The 20893-nt window shown below is 60.6% G+C and carries 23 protein-coding genes and 1 pseudogene; 10 read left to right on the forward strand and 14 right to left on the reverse strand.

Features of this window, described 5'->3' with window-relative positions:
- Positions 1–54 precede the first annotated feature (54 nt).
- On the forward strand, positions 55–474 hold the full coding sequence (locus ABF824_RS11025) for a hypothetical protein (protein ID WP_415488947.1): 420 nt from the start codon (positions 55–57) through the stop codon (positions 472–474).
- A gap of 118 nt (positions 475–592) precedes the next feature.
- Here the strand turns inward: ABF824_RS11025 and ABF824_RS11030 are convergent, their stop codons facing one another.
- From ABF824_RS11030 to ABF824_RS11085, 12 genes are all read right to left on the reverse strand, one after another.
- Positions 593–2914, reverse strand: coding sequence for a type IV secretory system conjugative DNA transfer family protein (locus ABF824_RS11030; protein ID WP_415488949.1), 2322 nt, complete (start codon positions 2912–2914; stop codon positions 593–595).
- A gap of 1 nt (position 2915) precedes the next feature.
- Positions 2916–3380, reverse strand: a complete 465-nt coding sequence (locus ABF824_RS11035; RefSeq protein WP_415488951.1) for a hypothetical protein — start codon at positions 3378–3380, stop codon at positions 2916–2918.
- 11 nt (positions 3381–3391) lie between these two features.
- On the reverse strand, positions 3392–4543 hold the full coding sequence (locus ABF824_RS11040) for a hypothetical protein (RefSeq protein WP_415488953.1): 1152 nt from the start codon (positions 4541–4543) through the stop codon (positions 3392–3394).
- Entirely contained in the window at positions 4540–5040 is a 501-nt protein-coding gene (locus tag ABF824_RS11045; RefSeq protein ID WP_415488955.1) for a lytic transglycosylase domain-containing protein, read from the reverse strand. Before ABF824_RS11045 ends, ABF824_RS11040 begins: the two co-directional genes overlap by 4 nt.
- Entirely contained in the window at positions 5037–5468 is a 432-nt protein-coding gene (locus ABF824_RS11050; protein WP_415488957.1) for a hypothetical protein, read from the reverse strand. Before ABF824_RS11050 ends, ABF824_RS11045 begins: the two co-directional genes overlap by 4 nt.
- Positions 5465–5713, reverse strand: a complete 249-nt coding sequence (gene icmT, locus ABF824_RS11055; RefSeq protein ID WP_415488959.1) for an IcmT/TraK family protein — start codon at positions 5711–5713, stop codon at positions 5465–5467. The genes ABF824_RS11050 and icmT overlap by 4 nt, the downstream gene beginning before the upstream one ends.
- Positions 5713–6882: a type IV pilus twitching motility protein PilT gene (locus tag ABF824_RS11060; RefSeq protein ID WP_415488961.1), complete on the reverse strand. Its 1170-nt coding sequence runs from the start codon at positions 6880–6882 to the stop codon at positions 5713–5715. The genes icmT and ABF824_RS11060 overlap by 1 nt, the downstream gene beginning before the upstream one ends.
- Entirely contained in the window at positions 6879–7883 is a 1005-nt protein-coding gene (locus tag ABF824_RS11065; RefSeq protein WP_415488963.1) for a type IV secretory system conjugative DNA transfer family protein, read from the reverse strand. Before ABF824_RS11065 ends, ABF824_RS11060 begins: the two co-directional genes overlap by 4 nt.
- On the reverse strand, positions 7876–8340 hold the full coding sequence (locus ABF824_RS11070; protein ID WP_415488965.1) for a DotD/TraH family lipoprotein: 465 nt from the start codon (positions 8338–8340) through the stop codon (positions 7876–7878). The genes ABF824_RS11065 and ABF824_RS11070 overlap by 8 nt, the downstream gene beginning before the upstream one ends.
- Before the next feature lie 249 nt (positions 8341–8589).
- Entirely contained in the window at positions 8590–9132 is a 543-nt protein-coding gene (locus ABF824_RS11075; RefSeq protein ID WP_415488967.1) for a hypothetical protein, read from the reverse strand.
- A 958-nt stretch (positions 9133–10090) separates the two neighbouring features.
- A complete protein-coding gene (locus ABF824_RS11080; protein ID WP_415488969.1) occupies positions 10091–11509 on the reverse strand; it encodes a DHA2 family efflux MFS transporter permease subunit in 1419 nt (472 codons plus the stop codon).
- 48 nt (positions 11510–11557) lie between these two features.
- Positions 11558–12124, reverse strand: a complete 567-nt coding sequence (locus ABF824_RS11085) for a hydrolase (RefSeq protein WP_415488971.1) — start codon at positions 12122–12124, stop codon at positions 11558–11560.
- 108 nt (positions 12125–12232) lie between these two features.
- Here ABF824_RS11085 and ABF824_RS11090 point away from each other — a divergent pair, with 108 nt between their 5' ends.
- Positions 12233–12889 (forward strand): TetR/AcrR family transcriptional regulator, encoded by a 657-nt coding sequence (locus ABF824_RS11090; protein ID WP_415488973.1) that lies wholly within the window; start codon positions 12233–12235, stop codon positions 12887–12889.
- Positions 12890–13418: 529 nt separating this feature from the next.
- On the opposite strand, the gene ABF824_RS11095 is transcribed toward ABF824_RS11090, so the two are convergent.
- Complete coding sequence (locus tag ABF824_RS11095; protein ID WP_415488975.1) at positions 13419–13871, reverse strand: carboxymuconolactone decarboxylase family protein; 453 nt, start codon at positions 13869–13871, stop codon at positions 13419–13421.
- A 199-nt stretch (positions 13872–14070) separates the two neighbouring features.
- Here ABF824_RS11095 and ABF824_RS11100 point away from each other — a divergent pair, with 199 nt between their 5' ends.
- The 4 genes from ABF824_RS11100 to ABF824_RS11115 are packed head-to-tail and all read left to right on the forward strand — an operon-like array spanning position 14071 to position 17347.
- Positions 14071–14367: a GNAT family N-acetyltransferase gene (locus ABF824_RS11100; protein ID WP_415488977.1), complete on the forward strand. Its 297-nt coding sequence runs from the start codon at positions 14071–14073 to the stop codon at positions 14365–14367.
- Positions 14367–14852, forward strand: coding sequence for an FMN-dependent NADH-azoreductase (locus tag ABF824_RS11105; protein ID WP_415488979.1), 486 nt, complete (start codon positions 14367–14369; stop codon positions 14850–14852). Before ABF824_RS11100 ends, ABF824_RS11105 begins: the two co-directional genes overlap by 1 nt.
- 31 nt (positions 14853–14883) lie before the next feature.
- Complete coding sequence (locus tag ABF824_RS11110) at positions 14884–16293, forward strand: PLP-dependent aminotransferase family protein (protein WP_415488981.1); 1410 nt, start codon at positions 14884–14886, stop codon at positions 16291–16293.
- Between the two features lie 46 nt (positions 16294–16339).
- The gene (locus ABF824_RS11115) at positions 16340–17347 is read left to right on the forward strand and encodes a hypothetical protein (RefSeq protein WP_415488983.1); all 1008 of its coding nucleotides are present in this window, start codon (positions 16340–16342) and stop codon (positions 17345–17347) included.
- 288 nt (positions 17348–17635) lie between these two features.
- Here ABF824_RS11115 and ABF824_RS11120 read toward each other — a convergent pair whose 3' ends face one another.
- A complete protein-coding gene (locus tag ABF824_RS11120) occupies positions 17636–18568 on the reverse strand; it encodes a LysR substrate-binding domain-containing protein (protein ID WP_415488985.1) in 933 nt (310 codons plus the stop codon).
- Between the two features lie 89 nt (positions 18569–18657).
- Here ABF824_RS11120 and ABF824_RS11125 point away from each other — a divergent pair, with 89 nt between their 5' ends.
- The 4 genes and pseudogenes from ABF824_RS11125 to ABF824_RS11140 all read left to right on the forward strand — a co-directional run.
- Positions 18658–19674: an NADP-dependent oxidoreductase gene (locus ABF824_RS11125; protein WP_415488987.1), complete on the forward strand. Its 1017-nt coding sequence runs from the start codon at positions 18658–18660 to the stop codon at positions 19672–19674.
- 21 nt (positions 19675–19695) lie between these two features.
- Positions 19696–20145, forward strand: a complete 450-nt coding sequence (locus ABF824_RS11130; RefSeq protein ID WP_415488989.1) for a putative quinol monooxygenase — start codon at positions 19696–19698, stop codon at positions 20143–20145.
- Positions 20146–20250: 105 nt separating this feature from the next.
- Positions 20251–20568 (forward strand): annotated as a pseudogene (locus tag ABF824_RS11135) (IS5 family transposase); the annotation flags it as partial.
- Positions 20520–20893, forward strand: a 374-nt coding sequence (locus ABF824_RS11140; protein ID WP_415488991.1) for a transposase, incomplete at its 3' end; no start/stop codon positions are given. The pseudogene ABF824_RS11135 and the gene ABF824_RS11140, both read left to right, overlap by 49 nt.

A 20893-nucleotide genomic window follows, 5' to 3' on the forward strand; every position in this document is an offset into this window, starting at 1 on the left:
GTTAAAGAAATATAGAACAAAATAACCAATACAATATTGAAAGGATACTGGGTTATGGCGGTGAGCATGTATCAGGGCTATGTGTTAGCCCAGCAGTTTCTTGCTTCACAGGGTGGAATAGACGGAAACACAGAGACTTCGACAAATAGCACGGCAGCAGCGAGTTCATCTCAGGCATCGGTAACAGCAACGGAAAGTTCCACCACGGATACATACGATGCCAATGGGCCGGCGGTTCTGGTTACGATGGGTGGTGGGACCATGCGATTTGCCGCCGACAGTCTTTATGACGGAAAGCCGATGGCAGACTTGTCGGGTGCAGTTATGGTTGACGGAGATCAAGAGGTCACGCTCGCGTCAGCGTCATCATCTTCTTCAGCGCTACTTTACACAAAGTCTGGCGTCACTGCGGAAAATCGTGAAGATACGCTGATTGCAAGCCTTTTTCAAAGTAATAGTGGCGATCAGTTCTAACAAAAATCAACTGAAAGTTACGCCTAAAAGTCTGGAGTGGGGTTGTATTCATTCTGAGACAGATTGGTATCTGTCTCAGGACTATAATGCCACGATCTGTTTTTCAGAGCATTCGTGATCATGCCGCCAGCCGGTCCCGCAGCACACGGGCGGCGGCCAGAATGGCCGCCTCATTGAGTCTGCTTCCGTCGGGCTCCCCACTGTTAAGGCGCACCATCTCGCTGAACGCATCACGCGCACCGATCATCATGGACGCCCGACGTCGGGCAGATCCGCCCGCCACATCGGAGAGTTCTTCCAGTTCGGTCAGGCGGCCGAGAAGCGCCGCATCAATCGGCGGACGCGGCCGGGGCGGCACGGCAAAGCCGTCGCGCTCCTTCTGCGCCCACGCATAAAGCGGATTGAGGAAGGACGTATCGGCCTGCCCGCGCACCCCGAACGGATCTCCGGCCGTGCCGGCGAACTCGGCGGCGCATTCCCCGGCCTCGGCAATAATGCGGCCGATATCGGTTTTGTTGTCGTTGGCGAGATCCGCCACGAACCGCGTGAGACTGCCAGCCAGCGGTGCTGGAGCCTCCTCGGCCAGGAAACTGCCATCCTCAATCGCCTCGAGCACCTTCCACGTCTCCGCATCCGGGGCGGCAGCATGGCCTTTTTTATCCACGGGGAGCATGACGGGCTGGACGCGGCGCACCGCGCCCTTGCGGCCATTGACCTTGGCGAAGAACGTCTTGGAGTGAGTGAGACGGCCGCCCCACATGGTGATGGCCTCGCCTTCGAGAAGCGTCTGCAGATCGCTCCACGGCAGGCGCGACACTTCACGGATCTCGGCGCTCTGACCGGCGTAGAGGTTGCCGACCTCGCTGCGTTCCAGGTGCGTAACCTGCGAGACTTCCACCTTGTCGGCCTGCTGTTCCAGCCATTCACGGGTTTTCATCGCGTCCTGCAGACGCATCGCGTGCGTGAGGTTGGCGTTGCCGAGCAGGGTGAAGGCTTTCTCGCCAATGCGCGCGGTTAGACCGGGAAGATCCTGAAACGAGAACCAGAACATGCAGTTCAGGCCGCGCCCCATGGCCGCCATGCGATCCATGCCGTCGGTGACGAAGGCAGCAAGCTCGTCGAAGAAGAGATGGAACGGCGCATCGCCCGATCCGGCCTTCAGCTTGAAGATTTCGTCGCCATCGCCGTGGAGTTTCGCACCAAGCAGCTGCGCCATGACACCACGCTGGGAGGCGACCACGATCTTGCCGAGACCCGCGAGACTGTCCGAGGAGTTCTCAAGAGAGGGCAGGATGGTCACAAGGATGCGGCGGTTGAGTACCACATCGCGCATGATGATGTCGGCGTTCTCGACATTGAAAATATGACCGAGCGAGACCCCAAGCTGCGTGAACACCTTGGAGAAATACATCTTGGCGTAGCCGTGCTGTTCGGACGGCTTGTTTTCTTTCTGGGCGTTCCATTCGAGCGTGGAATCATAGCCGGGCAGTTCGCCGAGATACGCCTGCAGCGGCCAGAGAATATCGGCCGGGATCTCGGGCACGCTACGCTCGAAGGGATGATCGGACTCCGGATTACGGATGAGAAAGACCTTGTGGCGCGCAAGCGTGCCGATCCAGCGCAGTTCCATCGCGTAGCGGATGCTGTCCACGTTGATCGACACGCCATGCGTGTCGCGCATCCAGACGAGCGCCGGAATGATCGTGCCCGCCAGTCCCACGGCGCGGTCGCGAAAGACGCCGTTGGAATCATTGGGCATCGCTTCGCCGAGCTGGCTGACCAGCATTTCGCGGATGGCGTCGGCGTTGCCACTGCTGAACGGATTGAAGGTGTTGGAATCTTTTGCCCCGCTGGCGACAAGGAAGTTGAGCACCAGCACCTGATCGTCGAGACCGAAACGCCGTGCGAGAGCGAGCACATCGCCGTAAACGGAGTTGTCGCCCTTGGCGTCGATAAGGATAAAGCCCGAGCCGTGCGCGAGAGGGTTGGCGGCCAGCGAGACGATAGCGGTGGTTTTACCCGCACCGGTCGTGCCCGGGATGGCAGCGTGCTGGCGCGCCGCATCCGAGGTCATCCAGATCTGACGGCGCGTGCGGGCCTCGGTGCCGAGATAGACGATCCCGTCCGCCTTCTGCGGCTTGCGGTCCTTGGGCGAGAGGTTGTTGCGGTCGGTCTCGCCGGTGTAGCGCGGCAGATGCAGCGGCAGGCTTTCGGGGCGCATCAGCACCCACATCGCGACCACGGGCGCAAGAACCAGCGCCGGTCCGGTGAACGCCGGCACCAGCCACGCGCAAAATGCGAGAACGATCATGTACCATCCGGCCAGAGGCGAACGCACGTCGTCCGCCCAGCGTGTCCACCAGGGCCGTGAGTCCCGGTAGATTCTCTCGCGGCTGATCTGCTGGTTGGCGACCGGCCCTGCAATGCGACGGGCGACCATCTCAGTTCTCCAGTCCGAAGGCGTTGGCGGGCGCGGGCGGGGCAGAGGCCGTCGGCACGCCGGGCGGCGGCTCAACATGGACGGGTTGCTTCAGGGCCTGAAGCAAGGCCTGCCTGTCGTCGCGAGCGTGCACGTTGCCGTTCTGGGGCATCGCGCTGTCGGGACCATCGCCGGAAATAGGTGGAAGACGCGCGAAGTGCAGCGGCGGTTCCGGCTCCGCAACAGGTGCGGTCACGCGCAGGACGACGAGAACCGCGAGCATTCCGACGCCAGCCAAAGCGGCGGGACGTCCCCACGCGCGCCATTTCGGGCGGTTTTCTTTCGGCTGCCCTTCTGACGCATCCGCGACAGGCGCGGCGTCCCGGTCGGACGGAAGATGAAGATGGACCGGCGCGTTGTCGCCGGTGTCCTCGATGTCGAGGGTGATAGGCGCAGACGCGCCCGTCCGGATCACGATACGGGTCATGGGAGGGTCTTTCAGGCTGCGGGTCGGATGGTGGCGAGGGCGCGCTCGAGCGCGGGCAGATAGAGCGGGCGACGCAGGCGGCGCTCTTCCTCCCAATGGGCACGGGCGCCGGCCGCTTCGATGCGGGGATTGGGGTGGACGTCCTCACGCGGATTTTCGCTGGGGAAGCCCAGAGAATGCAGCGCGTACCAGAGCGGTCGGTCGATGAGTTTCACGATGGCAAAAGCGGGCGGCGCGAGGACGCCGGCGGCAAGACGGGCGTCACATAACAGCGTCATCAGCGCCGTTGTGGTCCAGCCGTGCGGCTCGCAGCTTGTGGCGATCGCCTCGGCGATCTCGGGCATGGCCAGCACTGCGTCAGCCTGACGTAGGACGGTCTTCGGCACGGACAGGGGGCGTGCGGGGCCGTATTCGCTGGCGGTGTCCACATCGGCCATTGCGTCGGAGAGATTGCCGAGCAGTTCCATCGCTTCCTTGCGCCGCTGCAGACGATGCAGCGCAAAGGCGGCAAAGAGGATCCGGGCGACGGGCGGCGCGTCCTGTGCGCGCCCGCTGAAAGGCACGCCGACCTGTCGGGTAAAGGCTTCGGTCGCGCCGACCTCATTGAAGCTGCCATCCTCGTTGCGGGCGTAGCGCGATGCCCATTCCTCGGCTGTCAGCGCGGGATCGGCCGGACGCGGATCGCCGCGCTCGCCCGGGGGCACCAGGGCCGTCAGGCGACGTCTGGCAAAGCCGCGCAGCGTTGGAAACATGCGCGCCTGCACCTCGATAAAGGATTCCAGATCCAGCACACGGCGTAGTTCCCGGTTCTCCCCGCGCAGGATGCACACGGCGGCACAGGCGAGGGTGAGACAGATCGCCGGCCAGCGAATGGCGACACCGACGATCGAGATCCCGTAATAGAGCTGGATCAGCCTGATCGTGGAGGGATGGATGCAGGCGTGCCGCAACTGTCCGGCCAGTTCGTTCAGGGCGGGACTGGGACTCAGATGCCCGATCTGCCACAGCAGCGAGCGCATCACGAAAAGCGAGATCTGCGTGTGCCATGTCGACCACGTAATCCAGGAGAAGAGGGCGAACACAAGCACGAACATGGCCGTGAGCACCGGGCCTGTGTCGAGAATGCCATCCATGCCGGATGGGCGGGAGCGTGCGGCGCTCATGAGCCTTTCTCCTTGTTCGCGGTTCGCATGAGGTCGTGGGTGACCGTCCAGACACGCTGGAGGTAGGCCCGCCCGTAGCGCGGCGTGTGCGAATGATAGAAGGCGACGGCCTGCCAGAGATCCCCGTGGGTCTCGCGCAGCGCGTCCGTGAGGATGTGACTGCCCGCCTCGATGTTGGCACAGGGGCTGTCACGCAGGGCGCGCCAGGCGCGCGCGGGTGTGGTGTGCCAGCGGCGCGCGATCTCCGGCACATGCGAGCTGTTCACCTGCATCGGCCCGAGATCGAAGGTTCCGTTGTCGTTGCGCACGGTGCTGCCGAGGCGTCCGCCCTCGACGTAGAGGAGGATGAGCAGGACGCTGCGCGGCACACGCTCATGCTGGCTGGCGGCGTTCAGACAGGCCACCGTCTCGTGTCCCGTGTCCTCGGGTGTCTGTCCCCGTGCGGGTTGATTCACCAGAGCCAGACCTGTGAGGGCGATCGGAAGGAAACGCTTCATGCCGCCTCCTCGCGCACCGCGCGCTCGCCGGACACCTGAATCAGCCGCAGGCCGTAATCCCAGACTGTTGGCAGATCATTGAGGGAAACAGGGTCGCCATCGGGACTGATCCGTTCCAGCACTTCGGCCAGACACAGCAGCACGACGACGAGAGAGTCAGCGTGAATAGCTGTCAGTTCCACCCCGGTTGAAGTCTGTTCGGATGGTTTGAGGGTCAGCCCGAAGCCGGTGCCGGTCAGGGTGTGCCAGAGGCTTTCGGCGGCCACCATGAAGGCGGGCAGGAACCCATCCGGCGCGCAGGCGGCGCGCACTGCGGCAGGCGCCATGGGCTGTCCGTTGAGACATACCGGGCGGGCGCGGCGCTCGAGGAGCGCGAACAGGAGTTTTCCCACACGCTCGGGCGGGAGAGAAAGCGATGATGCGCTCATCCGTAGCGTCTCCGTTTCCATGTTGGGCGGGCAGTGCGCAGGCTGCCGCACAGGAAGCGGCGCATGCACCGCCAGGCGGTGATGGGTGTGAGCCCGAAAAACGAGATCGTGCCGAAGAACAGCGTGCCGAGGATGCCGATGATGAGGGTGGTCCAGCTCCAGTAACTGACGGAGATCAGCATCGGCAGGCAGGCGCTGCCGTCGAGGAAGAGGATGCGAACGGGCAGACCCGTGGCGCGCCACATCAGGCGTCCCGCTTTTCGGCGAGAAGGGCGGTTTCTTCGGTAATGAGATCCTGTTCCAGACGCAGGCGGATGGCGGTCGCGAAACTCTGTCCGTCATGATCCACAGCCTGCCGGATCAGGTCGGGCCATGTGTCGGCGTCCTGTGTCAGCAGCCTGCGGCGCAGGGCACGATCGAAGGTGACGAACTCGCGAATGGCGACACGCCCCCCACCTTTGCGCGGCAGAAGACGCTGGTTCATGACAAAGCGCAGCGACTGTGCCAGCGCGCTGACAAGGTTGTCGCGCTCAGCGCGTGGGCAGAGCGAGATGGCCCGCTGGATCATCAGGGGCACGTCGTCGGCGTGAACCGTGGTCATCAGCTTGCCACCGGTAATGGCGCAGTTGATGGCCGCGTCCATGGTGTCGCCGTCACGACATTCGCCGACGATCAGATCGGTCATTTCACGACGCATGCAGCCCCGCACGAAGGACGCGAACGTCATGTTGGGTGGACGGATCTCTGTCTGGCTGATCCGCGAACCGTGGTCTGGCTTGAGGTAGTCGAGCAGGAACTCGATCGGCTCTTCGCCCGTCGCCATATCGCAGCTGTATCGGGGATCGAGCAGCTTGGCCTGAGCCAGACCGAACTGCAGCGTGGATTTGCCCGAGCCGGTGGCGCCACCAACGAAGACCATGCCGCTGGGAAGGTCGTTGGTGGCGCGGATTTCGTCCTCAACCAACTGAACATCAAGGCTCGGCGGCTTTGAAGGGATCGGACGCATGACGATGTGCGTGCCCTGACCCTGCAGGGTCATGATCGGACAGATGTTAAGCCGGAAGCGCAGGCTGTCGGTGCGGGTCTGCATGACGCTGTAGGCTGTGTCGATCTGCTTGTTGACCTGAATATTGGCCGGACCGTCGTTGCCATAGACATGGCGCACGATGTCGTCCACGAACTGTGGCTTCATGGGAGCGGCGGTCACATAGCGTCCGACCCCATGGACCTTGATGGTTGTGCGGTGGCCGCTCTTGAAGTCGATCCGCGACGCGCCCTGAGCGTGCGCCCATTGCAGAAGGTCATCGAGACCCGGCGCGGACTTGCGGGCCTCGGCGACCCACGGGTAGGCTCTGCGACCCTCGTGGGGCCAGCCGTCGAAAGCGACGACATTCGGTTCGAGGGACGCGCTCATCGGCAATCCTCCGGGTATCCATAGCGGTTTCGGACTTTGCCCTGGAGCCCGGGCTGGCCGGTGATGCGGATCACGCGGTCGTCGAGATGGAGCATGTCGCCCCCGCCCACGGCGGCGCGGTTCTCGAACACCACGCGGGGCTCTTCGACGCGGCCGGCATGCAGCAGCACGCGGTAGCGGGCCATGCCCTTGTAGTCGTTCTCAAGTCGGGCGACGTCGGAGAGGAATATCTCCACTGCCTGCTTTTCTCCGTCCGCCCATCCCTCGGAGACCCACGAGTTCCAGTAGCGGACCTCCTTCTTTGTCAGCGGCAGGGCGGCTGCGGCCGGATGGCGCGGATGCGCCCATGAGCGGACCAGATAGGTGCGCCAGTTGGGAGGGGCCGATGTCAGTTGCGCCTCGCGCGTGATTTCGAAGACGCAGCGGGTCTCGCGTGCGACCTGTCCGCTGTCGGACAGCGCCATGGCCATCTGCGCCTGGGTCACGATGGGCGGCTGCATCAGGGTCTGACCGCCACCCACAGGCAGCACGAGAGGACGGAAATCGAACGTGCTGTCGAGGATCGGCTCATAGCGCTGGAGCATCTGATTGATGGCAAAGGAGCGTGCGGCGAGGCCACCCTGCGCTCCGTAAATATGCGCCGCTTCCTGTAACTGCTCCCGACGTCCGTTCTTGAGGCCGTCACCCTTTTCGTCGTTGGGGCGGGTGTCCTGCAGGGCTTCCAGTGAGGGGGGAGCCTCGCCACCAGTCAGGCGCTGCAGGTCATAGGAGCCCGTGACCGGCGTGTTGGCGGGATTGGCGAGCGCCGGATCATTGGCCATCACCGCATTGGCCGACGGCATCGGCGGCACGGGCTCGGGAACGAGCGTGCCGTTGGGAGCGGGCGGTGGTGTCTGGCTTTCGAAGGGAAGCGTGTAGCCGGTTCCGCTCTGTGCGAGAGCGGGCGTGGCCAGCATGGTGCCGAGCGCCAGCACCGCAAGGCGACGAAAACGATCAGCCATTGTATGTCACCGTGATGCTGTGGGTGAACGGATCGACGGCCACGGTGGCCCTGCTTCCGGCCTGATCGCCGAGCGCGCGCAGATGGTCGAGCACGGGGGCGGTGGCGTTGATGTCCACGGGCACGTCCTGCCGTTCGCCGCGTGTGGCCACGGTGTAGCCGATCGAGCGACCGAGCTTTCTGACGCCCGCGAGTAGCGGGCCTTTCCAGACGAACCAGACCTCACGGCGCAGTTCCTCGGGAGCCTGCGCGTTATCGGTGGCTGTCGTCGGAACAGGGACCGTGGGGCGCAGCGCGCCGAACTCGGCCATGTCGTGATTGGTACTCTGGATTGCCCGCTGCAGAGCAAGTTCGGTGTTGGGCATGCCGGTCGTCTCGACCGGGCCGGGATGGCCCGGTGTCGAACATGCGGCAAGGCATAGCAGCAGGGCGGGCGGGAAAAGATGGTGTCGGTTCATGATGCCCTCCTTGGATTGAGGGCATCATCGGATCATCGCGTGCGACTTAACGCGGGTGTGTGAAAAAATTTGGGGGTGAACAAAATGGAGGGGGAGGGTTTTGACCCCGTGGTTCGGTTGACGCCTTCATGCCGGACGTATCAACAACCCTGTCCGATATGTTCGAAGCGGACGGTCACCAGCCACTGTGGGAGACTTGCGGGTGTGTGGGAACGTGCGGCCGCCCCCTTCTACCATCCCGATACCCGATCAGGACGTCGGTTCGGCCTGCCTGCGAAATCGGATATACGTTGCTCCACCATAGGGGATGTCTATCTCGGCATGCGACCGAACAATGATGCTCCAGTGGGTAGGATCTGATTTGTCAGTATGTGCGGAAGGATCTGTCGGGTCGTCTCCCTTTTCGTAGATGATGAGCCTGTGCCGACAGCTTACGGCATAATAAGCGACGCTCCCACGTTCCGGAGGCAGACCATATTTGCCAGGTTGTAACCCTCCTGAGCCCTCGACAAATGCCCTGTCAAAGCGCCCTGTTCTGGCCTTGACGTCGGAAACCTCACAGCCGAGATCGCGGAAGCGTATTTCCCCGGCTGTGATCGTGAGAGGCTTGCCGGAATACTCAGCGACTGGATCAAAGCTCCTTTGCGGGAGTTCCGCTTGACGGACTTCAACGGCGACCCACGTCCCACGCATCCACCCGGGCACGGGTCCCTGCTCTTCGGCCCGGGCCGAAGGGGCAGTCAGGAGAGGGAGCAGGGACATGATGGCACAGAGCCGGTGGTGAAGTTTCATCAATCTTCCCCTTACTTGAGAGCGCACTCATCGTCAGCCTTCAGTCGCAGATCCCAGGTTTTCCCCATGGATTTGAAGTCGTAATGGGCGTTGGTGAATATGTCCGTCTCCCGCCTCCTTCTGGATACTATTCCCGGTCCGCCTGCAGTCAGGGTCCGCCACTCCATCGGCGCAGTCACGAAATCCAGCAGAGCCACGCTCCGGTTACAACCGTAGTGACCGAAACTGGCTTCTACATAGCGGACGCAATTCGGCTAAATTTGAGAGCAGGATTACCGAAGCGCAGGAAACTTAGGTCGGACCGCTAATCAATTTGCATTTCTAAACTGGCTCGTAGCACCTAGATTTCTTTAAGTCGTGTCTCTAAGACCCAAGGATCGCACAATGAGAGAAAACTATCCCATTTGTTTAAATTTACTAGCGTGCACTCTAATATTGATCTGGAAAGCTTATAATTTCACATCATTTCTTGTGGATAATATTTACTCGCAGTCAGAACAAATAAGTGATTATTCAAAAACAATAGCGATAATTGTTGGTCTATACACGGGATTGTAATGCATTAATTACTTAACATTGGAGAGATACAACATAAAAATAAACACCACATCACTTCTTACTATATCAACTTTAATGTTTTCATCAGCGAGCTTTTCTCAAGATATAACAACGAAACAAAGCATTATGGGGTTTATTTTCATTGCCATGGGGAATGCATCAATAATTATTATTTTCGTTTATTTGATAAAATTAATCTTCAAGGATTGATATATAAAAGCTGATTATCAGCTTCAATCAATAATTATCAGGCCCGAAGTGGAAGCAGAATCGATCGGCTGTAGTCGCCTACATATCGGACAATCCGGAACACAAACGAATGACCGCAAAGCGGACGATGCAGGCCCATCTTGCCTGGGTAATTTTTATTTTCTCAGGCGAGTATCCATGCACGACGGGTTCAGTTCGATCTGAACTGACGTTTCCTTTCTGAAGACTTGATGAAGCGAGTGGCGAACAGCAGAACACCATGGAATAATGCGAGCAATCCAAATGCTTCGGCATAAGCCTCTGATGCGACATGGGACGGAACGGCTATCGCAAGCCGCCACCCAAGGAACGTGGCGCATGCTGTGATCAATGTCGGTCCTCCAATCCTTTGCATGATGTTTAGCGCAGTCGTTGCCATCGGAATATCCGCGCGTGCGATCGAAGCATATCCCGCGCTCATCGCTGGAATACCGACGGCACCTCCGCCACCGCCACGCAGCAACAAGGCTATGGTCAGTAGGGCGACGTTCAGACCGCTATAGGCAAGCACCATCAAAATCACTGTTCCGACCAACGACAAAAGAGCCCCGCAACCAGTCAAGTCGCGTGCGTCAAACCGCTCGCTCAGACGGCCAATGAGCGGATAGACGCACATCATCCCCAGACCCAGGGGTGCCATGAACAGGCCCGTCCGCTCGGGCGAGACATCGCAGGCGTGGATCAGCCATACGGGTAGAAGCATCTGACCGGCAAACGAGACCCCGTTGGTCAGAAACATGATGATCGCCGATACCGAAAAGGTGGGCGCACGCAGCAGGCGTAGGTCGATCAGCGCGTCATCGCCCTTGCGTCGTGCGGATCTGATATACAAGAGGAACAGCACGAGGGACGCGCCTAAGGTCGCCTGTCCATAAAGCCGGGCGACATGATCCATGCCGTAGAGAAACGAGACGAGCGCAGGTGCGAGAAATCCGAGCCCTGTCAGGTCAAGTGGACGGGGGCGTTCGTCATGCCGATCGTCAGGGAGAAATAGAACGGCAAGGGCAAAAGCCGCAAGCCCGACCGGCACATTGAGAAGAAAGATCCAGCGCCAGGACGCGACGGAGAGAATGGCACCGGCGACAACGGGTCCAAGAAGCGGCGCGAGCAGAACAGGTGCCGTCATTGCGCTCGCAACCCTCGGCATCTGTCGGCCCGCGACACGAGCAACCGTCATCTGCGCCATAGGGGCAAGCAGACCGCCCGCCATGCCTTGCAGCAGACGGAATACGATCAGGGACGGCGCAGACCACGCCAGCGCGCACAGGCCTGATGTCAGCGTGAAGGCACCGAAGCACCATAAATAGACCGCTCGCCCCCCGAGGCGGCTTACGAGCCATCCATTCAGCGGCAACGTCAGGGCGAGCGCCAGCAGATAGCCGCTGACTACCCATTGAATGTGTGAAAACGGCGCGTGCAGGGTCGCGACAAGATCTGGTAGCGACACATTGACGATCGTGGCGTCCAGTTGCGCCATGAAAGATCCGATCGCCGCGACGCTCACGATTTTCCATGTGCCCGGAGGCAGTTGATCCGGGCCCGAGGCCGGCAACGACGTTCTGGCGTTCATCAATGATCTCGCCGGGAACCGCGAGATGCGCAGACATGACCCATGCGTTTACGCATCCAGCGCGATCGCCTCGCTCGTCGTCACACGTCCAAGACGGGGAAAAATCTCCTCGCAGGCAAAGCGCTGCATCTCTTCGTTGAAGGTGGACGTGATATCTTCGGCGAGCACAACGTTGTATCCATGCTCATGCGCCGCCCTGGCGGTCGATTCCACACCCAGATTGGTGGCGATTCCGCCGAGCACGATGGTGGTGATGCCACGCCGCCGCAACTGAAGGTCGAGATCCGTGCCGTAGAAGGCACCCCATTGCCGTTTCGTGACGCGCAGATCGGTCGGTTCGGCAAGTCCGTCAACCAGTTCGGCCCAGTCCGGCGCGAAGCCGCCAGGCGGCGAAAAGGAGCGATCGACGACCGCATGCACGGCATCAGCGAAATCTGGTGCGAACGCTACATTAACCAAAATGACCGGAGCTCCGGCTGCTCGGAAACGTGCGGCGAGTTCTTTCGATCGCTTAACAATCGCAGTACCCGGTGTGGGGGCTAAGGGAAGCCCCGTGATGCCCTTTTGGAGATCGATCAGGACGAGAGCCGTCCTGCTGGCTGGGAGTGAAATCATGGCAAAACCTTCCCTGTTGACGTTTGACCGTCATCCCGCACCGTTGTCTGGAACGCCCGGAAACGTTAAGAAGTTGAGTAGGCACTCAAGTAGGAGCATTATTTGAGGATGGACTCAAATTCGTCAAGAGGTAAACGGACGTCCCTTCAGCCGATGCGCGCGGCTGGGCGTCAGCGCGTCGAGGAGTTACTGGAGGCCGCGTCCGACCTCATGGCGGAACGAGGGTATGAGGCGACAACCATGGCGGAGATCGCCGCGCGCGCCGGGGCGAAGATCGGCTCGCTCTATCGTTTCTTTCCAAACAAGGAGGCGGTCGCGGACGCTTTGGTGCAGCGGCATATCGCCGTTCTGGAAGACGAATACGCGGCACTCGCCAAACGTGCCGCCACGCTGTCGCCCGAAGCATTGGCGGACGTCCTGATCGAGTTGCTTGTCACGCTTTATCCTCGCGTGAAATCCCTGTCCGCGCTGATGGAGGCCCGGACCGACAGGATGGAGATTCGCGAACGTGCACGAGGACATGCGATAGCTGGAATTGCGGCGGCGTTGCGTGTCTGTGCACCAGGGTTGGGTGAGGCGCTGGCGAAAGACATTTCTGCGGTCGTTCTGAACACTATGAAAGTGTTGCGCGGTATGCTCTCGAAGGACGCGCCCACGACGCCAGGCGCGCCTGACGAACTGCGGCGGATGCACCGTCTTTATCTAGCGGACCGGCTGGAGCCGTTTCGGCGTACTCCAGACGGCATAACGGACGCAGAGCCATAATTTCGCGGATTGGTGCAGTATTCGCCCCACGACCTAAGAGCCTTGGCGCTGTCCCGGAGAGCGAGATGTCATGGCAGCTTTCGCCTTCTTTGCAGTCATTGTCCTGCGACACAAAACATTCCGCAAGCAGACACGCTTGTGCTCGACGTTCTCTCCAACTTGCGCCTACATCCCGAGCCGTTTCGCTGCGTCTTCAGCGGCTTGTCGTGCGTTGGCGTCCATTCGGTTCGACGAGATCGCGCATCACCATCTGCGAGTACATTAACATGCCAACGCGGATCGGTGGCCCATCGAGCGTCAACCTCATGTGTTAGCGATGCTCGCGCACGTTCGTCGGCGACGAGATGCCCAGACGCAGTGTGGCAAGCTTGCGGCGTGTCGGCCCCGACATCTTTTTTGAGCCTGGCACTAATTTCAGACTCCGGCTTGAAGGACGTGGGAATCACCCGGAGGCGTCTCCGCAACGAGGTTCTTGTCGGAGCGCATATGCACAAAACAGTCTTTGCCGCGCGGGGTTCGCGCTCGAGATTTACACTTCTGCCACCGTTGGCGGCCGTCGAAACGCGATGGCGATGCGGTTGAAGGTATTCATAAGCCCGATCGCGATCGTCAGATCGACGACTTCCTTTTCTTCGAATTGCGAGGAGACATCCTCGAATGCTTCATCGGGAATGGCGGTCTGCGCTACATGCGTGACCGTTTCAGCCCAGGCGAGGGCTGCACGTTCACGAGCGCTGAAGGCCTTCCCCGCCTCGCGCCAGACCTGCAGAACCGCCAGCTTCTCGGGTATGATCTCACGCTTCAGTAAGTCGCGGGTGTGGGTTTCAAGGCAATACGCACAGCCATTAATCTGCGAGACCCGCAGATACACGAGCTCGACCAGAACCTGGTCGAGCCCGGACTGCGCGACATAGCCATAAACCCCGCCGAGGGCCTTGATGCCCGCGGGCGCGGCCGCTTCGTAATCAATCCGTGCAGTCATCGCCTGACTTCTCCTTCTTGCCTGAAGCTTCGTTGTCACGGCCCTAACGTCCGCGATCTTAAGGTTGCGCGACAGTACCTAAAACGCGTGGAGTCATTGGACCAGACACACTGGTGCAATCACATTAGATTTTTTCGGTCCTGTTCCTTTTGAGCCGATGCAGCGATGTAGCGTGGCAAAACATCGACAGGAGTGCATCATGCCAGAGCACTGGAACGACCCTGACACCCCGACCGGCATCACTTTCAGACATGCAACCACGCCGGACGATCTGGCGGCCTGTTACGACGTGATCGCAGCGCTCCGCCCTGTGTTGCGGTCGGCCGAGGACTGGATTGAACGCGCCTTGCGGCAGATGGAACGCATTGCCCGTGATACGGAGTGCGAGAAACTGGTGCGCGACACAGCCGTATCGAACACGGACGCACAGCGGTTTTACCGACGTGCGGGCTTCGAGAACATTGCGCTTGGCCTCATGAAGTCGTTAGGGAAGTAATGAAGATCCTCCATATCGATTGCAGCCCGCATCGGGCTTCACACAGCCGGGCACTCTCCGCCGCCATCGTCGCGCAACTTCGCGCATACGCGCCGGACCTCGACACGACCCATCGCGATCTGGGAGCCGGTCTGGTGCCACCTGTCGATGCTTTCTACGCCACCGCTCTGGCGCGCCGCCCGTCCTCAGGCGACGGTGAATTACCCGGAACGATGCAATGCTCCGAGACGCTGATCCGCGAGATCGAGGCGTCTGATGCCATCGTCATCGGCACACCGGTTCATAACTTTACAGTCCCAACGACGCTGAAGGCCTGGATCGACCATGTCGTCAGGCTGGATCGCCCCATGGCTATGGGGTCAGCCGGCAAGATTGGATTGCGGGCCGATCGGCCCGTGTTCACCGGTATCGCGGCCGCGCGAGGCACTCTGGTGAGCGCGATCGATCGTGGCAGGATCGAGATCATGCGTGATCAGCCAGCATGACGATCCCAGCGCGCCTGTTCGGAGGCTATAGATGACCACGCGTGAGATCCCGATGATCGGCATGGCGGTTGATCGCAATGCGCGCAGCACGTTGACCGACCAGATTGCAGGCCATATCAAAGCGGCCATTCTGGATGGCAGCCTGCCCCCCGGTGCGCGCCTGCCTTCGTGGCGGGATCTGGCTGCCCAACTCGGTGTGGCGCGCGGCACGATCAGGGCCGCCTATCAAAAACTCGTGGATCAGAGGGTCCTTTACACCGCCGGGTCCGCAGGCACACTTGTCGCCCTTACCCTGCCGACACGGCCCGCGCCTGCTTTACCGACAACCCTCCCGATGCCCGGCTTCGAGGCACTCTCCACACAACCGCTCCCCTTTCAGATGGGCATTCCCGCGCGGGACGCCTTCCCGGCAACGCTGTGGGCCCGTCTCCATCGCCAGGCAGTTCAGTCCACGACACTGCAAACGGGCCATAGCGACCCGCGCGGTCTTCCCGAGTTGCGGAGCGCCATCGCATCGCATGTTGCGCTCGCGCGAGGCATCGACTGCTCACCGGACAATATTATCGTCACCACTGGATATCGGAGTGGCCTTGCCTCGGCTCTGCACGCGATCGGCGCGTCGGGGCGTCAAGCATGGATTGAAAACCCGGGTTTCCCCGTCACACGCAGGGCGCTGGAAGTCGCGGGGGTGTACCCGGTTGCGGTTCATGTCGATGCAGACGGAATGGATGTAGCTTACGGACGCGACCTTGCACCTGGAGCCGCGCTTGCCATTGTGACGCCCGGACAGCAGGCCCCGACCGGCGTCACCCTCAGTCCCGCTCGCCGCTGCGCCCTGCAGGACTGGACGCAGCAGTCCGGTGCATGGATCGTGGAAGACGATTATCTGGGGGAGTTGCATCTCGACGGACGCGCGCCCAATGCGCTGGCCTCAGGAAGCGGCGCCGATCGCGTGATTCATATCGGCACGTTCAGCAAGACCCTCGCACCTATGGTAGGCTTGGGTTTCATCGTGGCACCGCCCGCGTTGTTGCGGCGGCTGACGGAGGTGGCTTCCTGGCTCGGCACGCCACCCAACTTGGCCGTGCAGGCAACCCTGACCCGGTTCTTGCGCGAGGGGCATTATTTGCGGCATCTACGCCGCATGCGCACACTATATGTCGAACGGCGCCAGCTTTTAATGGATACGCTGGTCGCCCAGGGTGCTGGCGACGCAAGAGCGGCAGGTCTGTCGGTCCTGCTACCGTTGCCCAACGGGTTCGACGATGAACGTCTCGCCCTCAACGCACGAGGTAACGGACTGGCACCAGCCCCTCTGTCCCCATGGTTCGCCAGTGCGTCACGGGCACGCGCCGGTCTGGTTCTGGGCATTGCCAACGTGCGTGAGAACCATGTTGCACAGGATTGCGCAACACTGCTGACGATGGCGCGGCGCGTGTGATTTGGTTCGCGGTTTCCTCTTGCGCGCCGAGAAGCGTGAAAACGTCATGACCAGCCCCGCAGACACAGTTTCGCGCAGCGTCAGCCACGTCCGTACACTTGCCACTCCAGCCGCGCTGGCCCTGTATCCGCTCTGGCTGGATGCGTTTCACCTCAGCATCGTCGGGGGGCGCGATCTTCTGCATGAGGCCATTGCGAGCGCATTCCTGACTTTAGCCTTCGCGGTTCCGGCGCTGGGGATGTGGGCGGCCATGCACTGGGCTCGAACAACCCGGCAACGGCGACTGGCTTACGCGGCGGTCATGGCACCAACGCTCTACGTGTTCCTTGGCGTCGTCCTATACATGCTCCGCAGTCCGCTCTCCGACGAAGAGGTCTGGTGTGCGCTATGGATCGTTCTTGCCTTTTTGAGCGTGCGGGGCAGGGGCAAACGACTGGAATCAAGCCCGATCGCCTGCGGTCGCTTGCGTATTGCACACGGCGTGGCGGGTTCGATCGTGCTGCTCTTTGTGGCCTTCCACCTCGGCAATCATCTGGCCGGGTTGCTGGGTCCGCAGGTCCATGCGGGCATCATGCAGGCGGGGCGTAGGGTCTATCGCGCCCACCTGATCGAGCCGTTGCTTATTGCGGCTATGCTGTTCCAGGTCGGCAGCGGGCTGGTGCTGGCATGGACATGGAGCGCCGTACGCCCGAGCATGCATCGTCTGTTTCAGGTCGCCTCGGGCTTCTATCTTTCGGCGTTCATCGTAGGCCACCTGAACTCGGTTTTTATTTTTGCCCGCATGTACCTGCGGGTCCCGACGGACTGGGATTTCGCGACCGGCGCGCCGACCGGTTTGCTGCACGATCCGTGGAATATCCGGCTGGTACCGCATTATGCACTCGGCGTGTTTTTCGTGCTCGCCCATCTCGCTTCGGGCCTGCGCGGGATACTTCTGGGTCATGGCGTCGGTAAAGCGAGCGCGGACCGTATCTGGAGTGCCGGCCTGACTCTGGGCATTCTGCTCGCTGCTCTTATTCTTGCTGGGATGTGCGGCGTCAGAGTCCCAGCATGATACGGGATCTAGAAACGTTTTCTTCAAGCCGTCTGCAAGGGTTGCCCCATGCCTCTCACAATGCGTCCCAACTGCGAGTACTGCCACCGCGATCTACCCAACGGTGATCCGTAGGCCCGGACACGCACGTTTGAGTGCACCTTCTGCGTCCACCAGGCTGCCACGAGCCTCTTGCGCTTTCCAGTGCAGCAAGAGCGGATTCTTAAGCCGCATCCGGGCTGCGCGCTAAAGACGTGAGCGACGCTGAGGCACGGCTCGATAACGCACGCCAGCCTTGTCTGGCTGTCGTCATTCTTCTTCATGCCGCTTCTGGGTGATCTGCGTCTCCTTGAGCAACAGGTCGAGGAACGCACGAACCGCTGGATTGGACCGGCGACTTTCCGGCCAGATCGCCGTAACATTGTGCCGTTGGACAGCGAACTCCGACAGGACAGGAACGATGTCTCCCCGTGCGACCCAAGGAGCTGCCATGAAGCTTGCGCCAACACCAATCCCTCCACCGGCGGCGACGGCAGCGATCACGGCTTCGCTCGCATCGACGGTGATCCCGGATGCTGGCAGCAGTTCAATTTCCCTGGTGCCGATACGGAACGGCCAGAGGAAGGTTTGTCCGGTGCTCTGATACCGTAAGGTGACGGTTTTGTGATCGATCAGGTCATCTGGGTGCGCTGGCAACACGCGTCCCGCCAGATAGGATGGCGATGCATAGCAACAAAGGGTATGCGGCGCGAGCCGCCGCGACAGCAGCCGAGAATCAGAAAGGTCTCCTATCCGGACGGCCAGATCGATGCCCTCCTTCACTATGTCCACCAATTGATCGCTCAGTCGCAAATCGATCTTCACCTGCGGATGGCGTGCCCGAAACCGGGGGAGCAGAGGTACGATCATATGCAAGCCGATCGGCATTGATGCTGCAATTCTAATAGTGCCGGACGGCTCCGACCGTGCAGCTTTCGCGACCTGCTCGATCTCTTCGACATCCCGGAGTAATCGGAGCGCCCGATCGTGCAGATTTCGCCCTTCTTCGGTCAGCGTTAGCGAGCGTGTCGTGCGCGTGAAAAGCGATATGCCGAGATCGCGCTCCAATCTCTGAATACTCTTGCTGATCGCCGAGGGCGAGACCCCCAGCGCGCGCGCCGCCGCCGTGTAGCTGCCGAGCGAGGCCGCACGGGCAAAGGCGAACAGACCAGTGAGGCGTTCGAGCCCTATTTGTTCCGTCATGGCATTATTGAAGCGACATTTCCTACCATTATCAATCCATAATCGCATCGCTAGATCGAGGGCAGCACATATTGCCTATGAGGTCGACGATGAACGAGATAATGAAAGCAGTGCGTCTGCACGAATTCGGCGGCCCCGGCGTGCTGCGCTACGAGGATGCCCCACGCCCTGTGGCTGGCCCCGGCGAGGTGCTGGTGCGAGTCCATGCTGCCAGCATCAACCCACCCGATTTATATCTGCGAGACGGCTATCGAGCGCTTCCACCCGAATGGCATCCAGAAGCGGTATTCCCACTGATCCTGGGCACGGACGTTTCAGGCGTCGTGGCCGCAATTGGCGATGGGGTTACAGTGTTTGGGCTTGGCGATGAAGTCTACGCCATGGTTCGCTTCCCCTCTGCCATGATGACGGGCAGCTGCGCCTACGCCGAATATGTAAGCGTGCCTATGTCAGAACTGGCGCTCAAGCCCGCCGGCATTACCCATGCGCATGCTGCCGGTGCACCAATGTCGCTGCTCACTGCCTGGCAGTTCCTGATCGATCTGGGCCATGACGCGCCAAACCCGTTCCAATCCTTCACGCACCGCCCTATACCGCTTGCGGGCAAGACTGTGGTGGTCAACGGGGCTGGCGGCGGTGTCGGTCATTTCGCTGTCCAACTGGCGAAGTTGCAGGGCGCAAGGGTCGTGGCAGTCGCGTCTGGCAAGCATGAGGCGGTTCTACGCGATCTGGGCGCCGATCAGTTCATCGACTACACGAAGGCCGCGGCCGAAGACGTGATACGCAACGCCGATCTGGTCATCGATGCCGTGGGGGGCACCACGATCGATCGCTTTCTGCAGACAATCAAACGCGGCGGCGCGTTGTTTCTCGTCAACCCGCTCGGCTTTCACGCCCATGCAGAGGCTGAGGCTCTAGGCATCACTGTCTCTGTGACACAGGTCCGCTCCAACGGCGCGCAACTCGCTGAGGCAGGGCGCCTGCTTGCCGATGGTACCGTCAAGGTGATCGTGGACAGCAGCTTTCCGCTCGCCCAGGCCGCTCGCGCCCATGAGCGCGCTGCACTTGGGAACATTCAGGGCAAGATCATCCTTACCGTCGCCTGACCAACAACGCTCCGGATCTACATGAAAGCTGCCGATCTGGAGCTATCGCGAGTAGACATAATGCTGATCGTCACCGGATACATACACGTCGACCCATCCGACCTGTCGCTCTTCCATGCCGAGCTTCAGGCAGTTGCCATTGTCGTGAGGCAGCGTCTCGGCAGTCTTTCCTACGATGCTGCGATCGACGACGCACAGGCTGGCAGATTGTCGGTTGTGGAGCGATGGCATGATCAGGCTGCGCTCGATACCCATCTGGAAGCACCTGAAATAAAGGCATTCGTCCAGCGCTGGGATGGCAAGATGCGTGGTGAAATCCAAAAGTATGATGTATCGAACGACCGCGACCGGAAGGCATCGACGAACCCTCCAGCTTACCCCGTGGCAGCCAAACATACGGAGTTAGACGCGGCCATAAAAGAAGCAGAGAGCATTATCGCGACTGCGTGGAATGTTTTGAAACCGACATAATTATTATGAAATGGTATACTAGGTCACGTTGACAAAAGGCCTATACGGTCTGCCTGAGATCTGATTCACTTTGTATCTGTAGGACAGAAAGCAGAGAGAACAGGCATGGCACGAGGCGATCTGACGGATCAGGAATGGGCGATGATTGGTCCGCTTCTGCCGCCTGAGCGTGGACGTTGGGCACGTCCATCTAGAGACAATCGCCAGTTTTTCAATGGTATGCTGCATGTTCTACGAACGGGTTGCCCCTGGCGGGACATGCATGAACGCTACGGCAAGTGGAACTCGGTCTATGTCCGGTTCCGGCGTTGGGCTGAACAGGGCGTGTGGGATGCTCTTTTACAGACCCTGGTAGATCTGGGGCTGACTGATAACTGGCAGCATATGATCGACAGCACCGTGGTTCGTGCCCATTCCCAAGCCACTGGGGCAAAAGGGGGGCTCATTCGGAGGCTTTTGGTCGGTCACGTGGCGGCTTTACGAGCAAAATCCATGCCCGATGTGACAATCAGGGACGCCCTCTCGGCTTTGTCCTTACCGGAGGCCAGGTCTCGGATTACAAAGCCACAGACGCCCTGATGAAGCTACCTGTCCCGAACCCCAAAGCCATGCTGGCCGACCGGGGCTATGACAGTGACAGTTTCCGCCAGGAACTGCTGGCCCACGGGATCCTGCCGGTCATTCCATCACGCAAAGGCCGCAGCGCTCCACAGAAAACAGACTGGCGGCGTTACAGGGATCGCAACCA

Source organism: Acetobacter sp. (assembly GCF_047721705.1).
Classification (GTDB): Bacteria; Pseudomonadota; Alphaproteobacteria; order Acetobacterales; family Acetobacteraceae; genus Acetobacter.

Coding starts and splice junctions, on each gene's coding strand:
- ABF824_RS11065 (WP_415488963.1), bottom strand. CDS start 7,883: ATGGCTGATCGTTTTCGTCGCCTTGCGGTGCTGGCGCTCGGCACCATG.
- ABF824_RS11105 (WP_415488979.1), top strand. CDS start 14,367: ATGAAGATCCTCCATATCGATTGCAGCCCGCATCGGGCTTCACACAGC.
- ABF824_RS11095 (WP_415488975.1), bottom strand. CDS start 13,871: ATGACTGCACGGATTGATTACGAAGCGGCCGCGCCCGCGGGCATCAAG.
- ABF824_RS11120 (WP_415488985.1), bottom strand. CDS start 18,568: ATGACGGAACAAATAGGGCTCGAACGCCTCACTGGTCTGTTCGCCTTT.
- ABF824_RS11080 (WP_415488969.1), bottom strand. CDS start 11,509: ATGAACGCCAGAACGTCGTTGCCGGCCTCGGGCCCGGATCAACTGCCT.
- ABF824_RS11045 (WP_415488955.1), bottom strand. CDS start 5,040: ATGAAGCGTTTCCTTCCGATCGCCCTCACAGGTCTGGCTCTGGTGAAT.
- ABF824_RS11100 (WP_415488977.1), top strand. CDS start 14,071: ATGCCAGAGCACTGGAACGACCCTGACACCCCGACCGGCATCACTTTC.
- ABF824_RS11050 (WP_415488957.1), bottom strand. CDS start 5,468: ATGAGCGCATCATCGCTTTCTCTCCCGCCCGAGCGTGTGGGAAAACTC.
- ABF824_RS11110 (WP_415488981.1), top strand. CDS start 14,884: ATGACCACGCGTGAGATCCCGATGATCGGCATGGCGGTTGATCGCAAT.
- ABF824_RS11040 (WP_415488953.1), bottom strand. CDS start 4,543: ATGAGCGCCGCACGCTCCCGCCCATCCGGCATGGATGGCATTCTCGAC.
- ABF824_RS11115 (WP_415488983.1), top strand. CDS start 16,340: ATGACCAGCCCCGCAGACACAGTTTCGCGCAGCGTCAGCCACGTCCGT.
- ABF824_RS11085 (WP_415488971.1), bottom strand. CDS start 12,124: ATGATTTCACTCCCAGCCAGCAGGACGGCTCTCGTCCTGATCGATCTC.
- icmT (WP_415488959.1), bottom strand. CDS start 5,713: ATGTGGCGCGCCACGGGTCTGCCCGTTCGCATCCTCTTCCTCGACGGC.
- ABF824_RS11030 (WP_415488949.1), bottom strand. CDS start 2,914: ATGGTCGCCCGTCGCATTGCAGGGCCGGTCGCCAACCAGCAGATCAGC.
- ABF824_RS11075 (WP_415488967.1), bottom strand. CDS start 9,132: ATGAAACTTCACCACCGGCTCTGTGCCATCATGTCCCTGCTCCCTCTC.
- ABF824_RS11070 (WP_415488965.1), bottom strand. CDS start 8,340: ATGAACCGACACCATCTTTTCCCGCCCGCCCTGCTGCTATGCCTTGCC.
- ABF824_RS11130 (WP_415488989.1), top strand. CDS start 19,696: ATGAAAGCTGCCGATCTGGAGCTATCGCGAGTAGACATAATGCTGATC.
- ABF824_RS11035 (WP_415488951.1), bottom strand. CDS start 3,380: ATGACCCGTATCGTGATCCGGACGGGCGCGTCTGCGCCTATCACCCTC.
- ABF824_RS11060 (WP_415488961.1), bottom strand. CDS start 6,882: ATGAGCGCGTCCCTCGAACCGAATGTCGTCGCTTTCGACGGCTGGCCC.
- ABF824_RS11025 (WP_415488947.1), top strand. CDS start 55: ATGGCGGTGAGCATGTATCAGGGCTATGTGTTAGCCCAGCAGTTTCTT.
- ABF824_RS11090 (WP_415488973.1), top strand. CDS start 12,233: ATGGACTCAAATTCGTCAAGAGGTAAACGGACGTCCCTTCAGCCGATG.
- ABF824_RS11125 (WP_415488987.1), top strand. CDS start 18,658: ATGAACGAGATAATGAAAGCAGTGCGTCTGCACGAATTCGGCGGCCCC.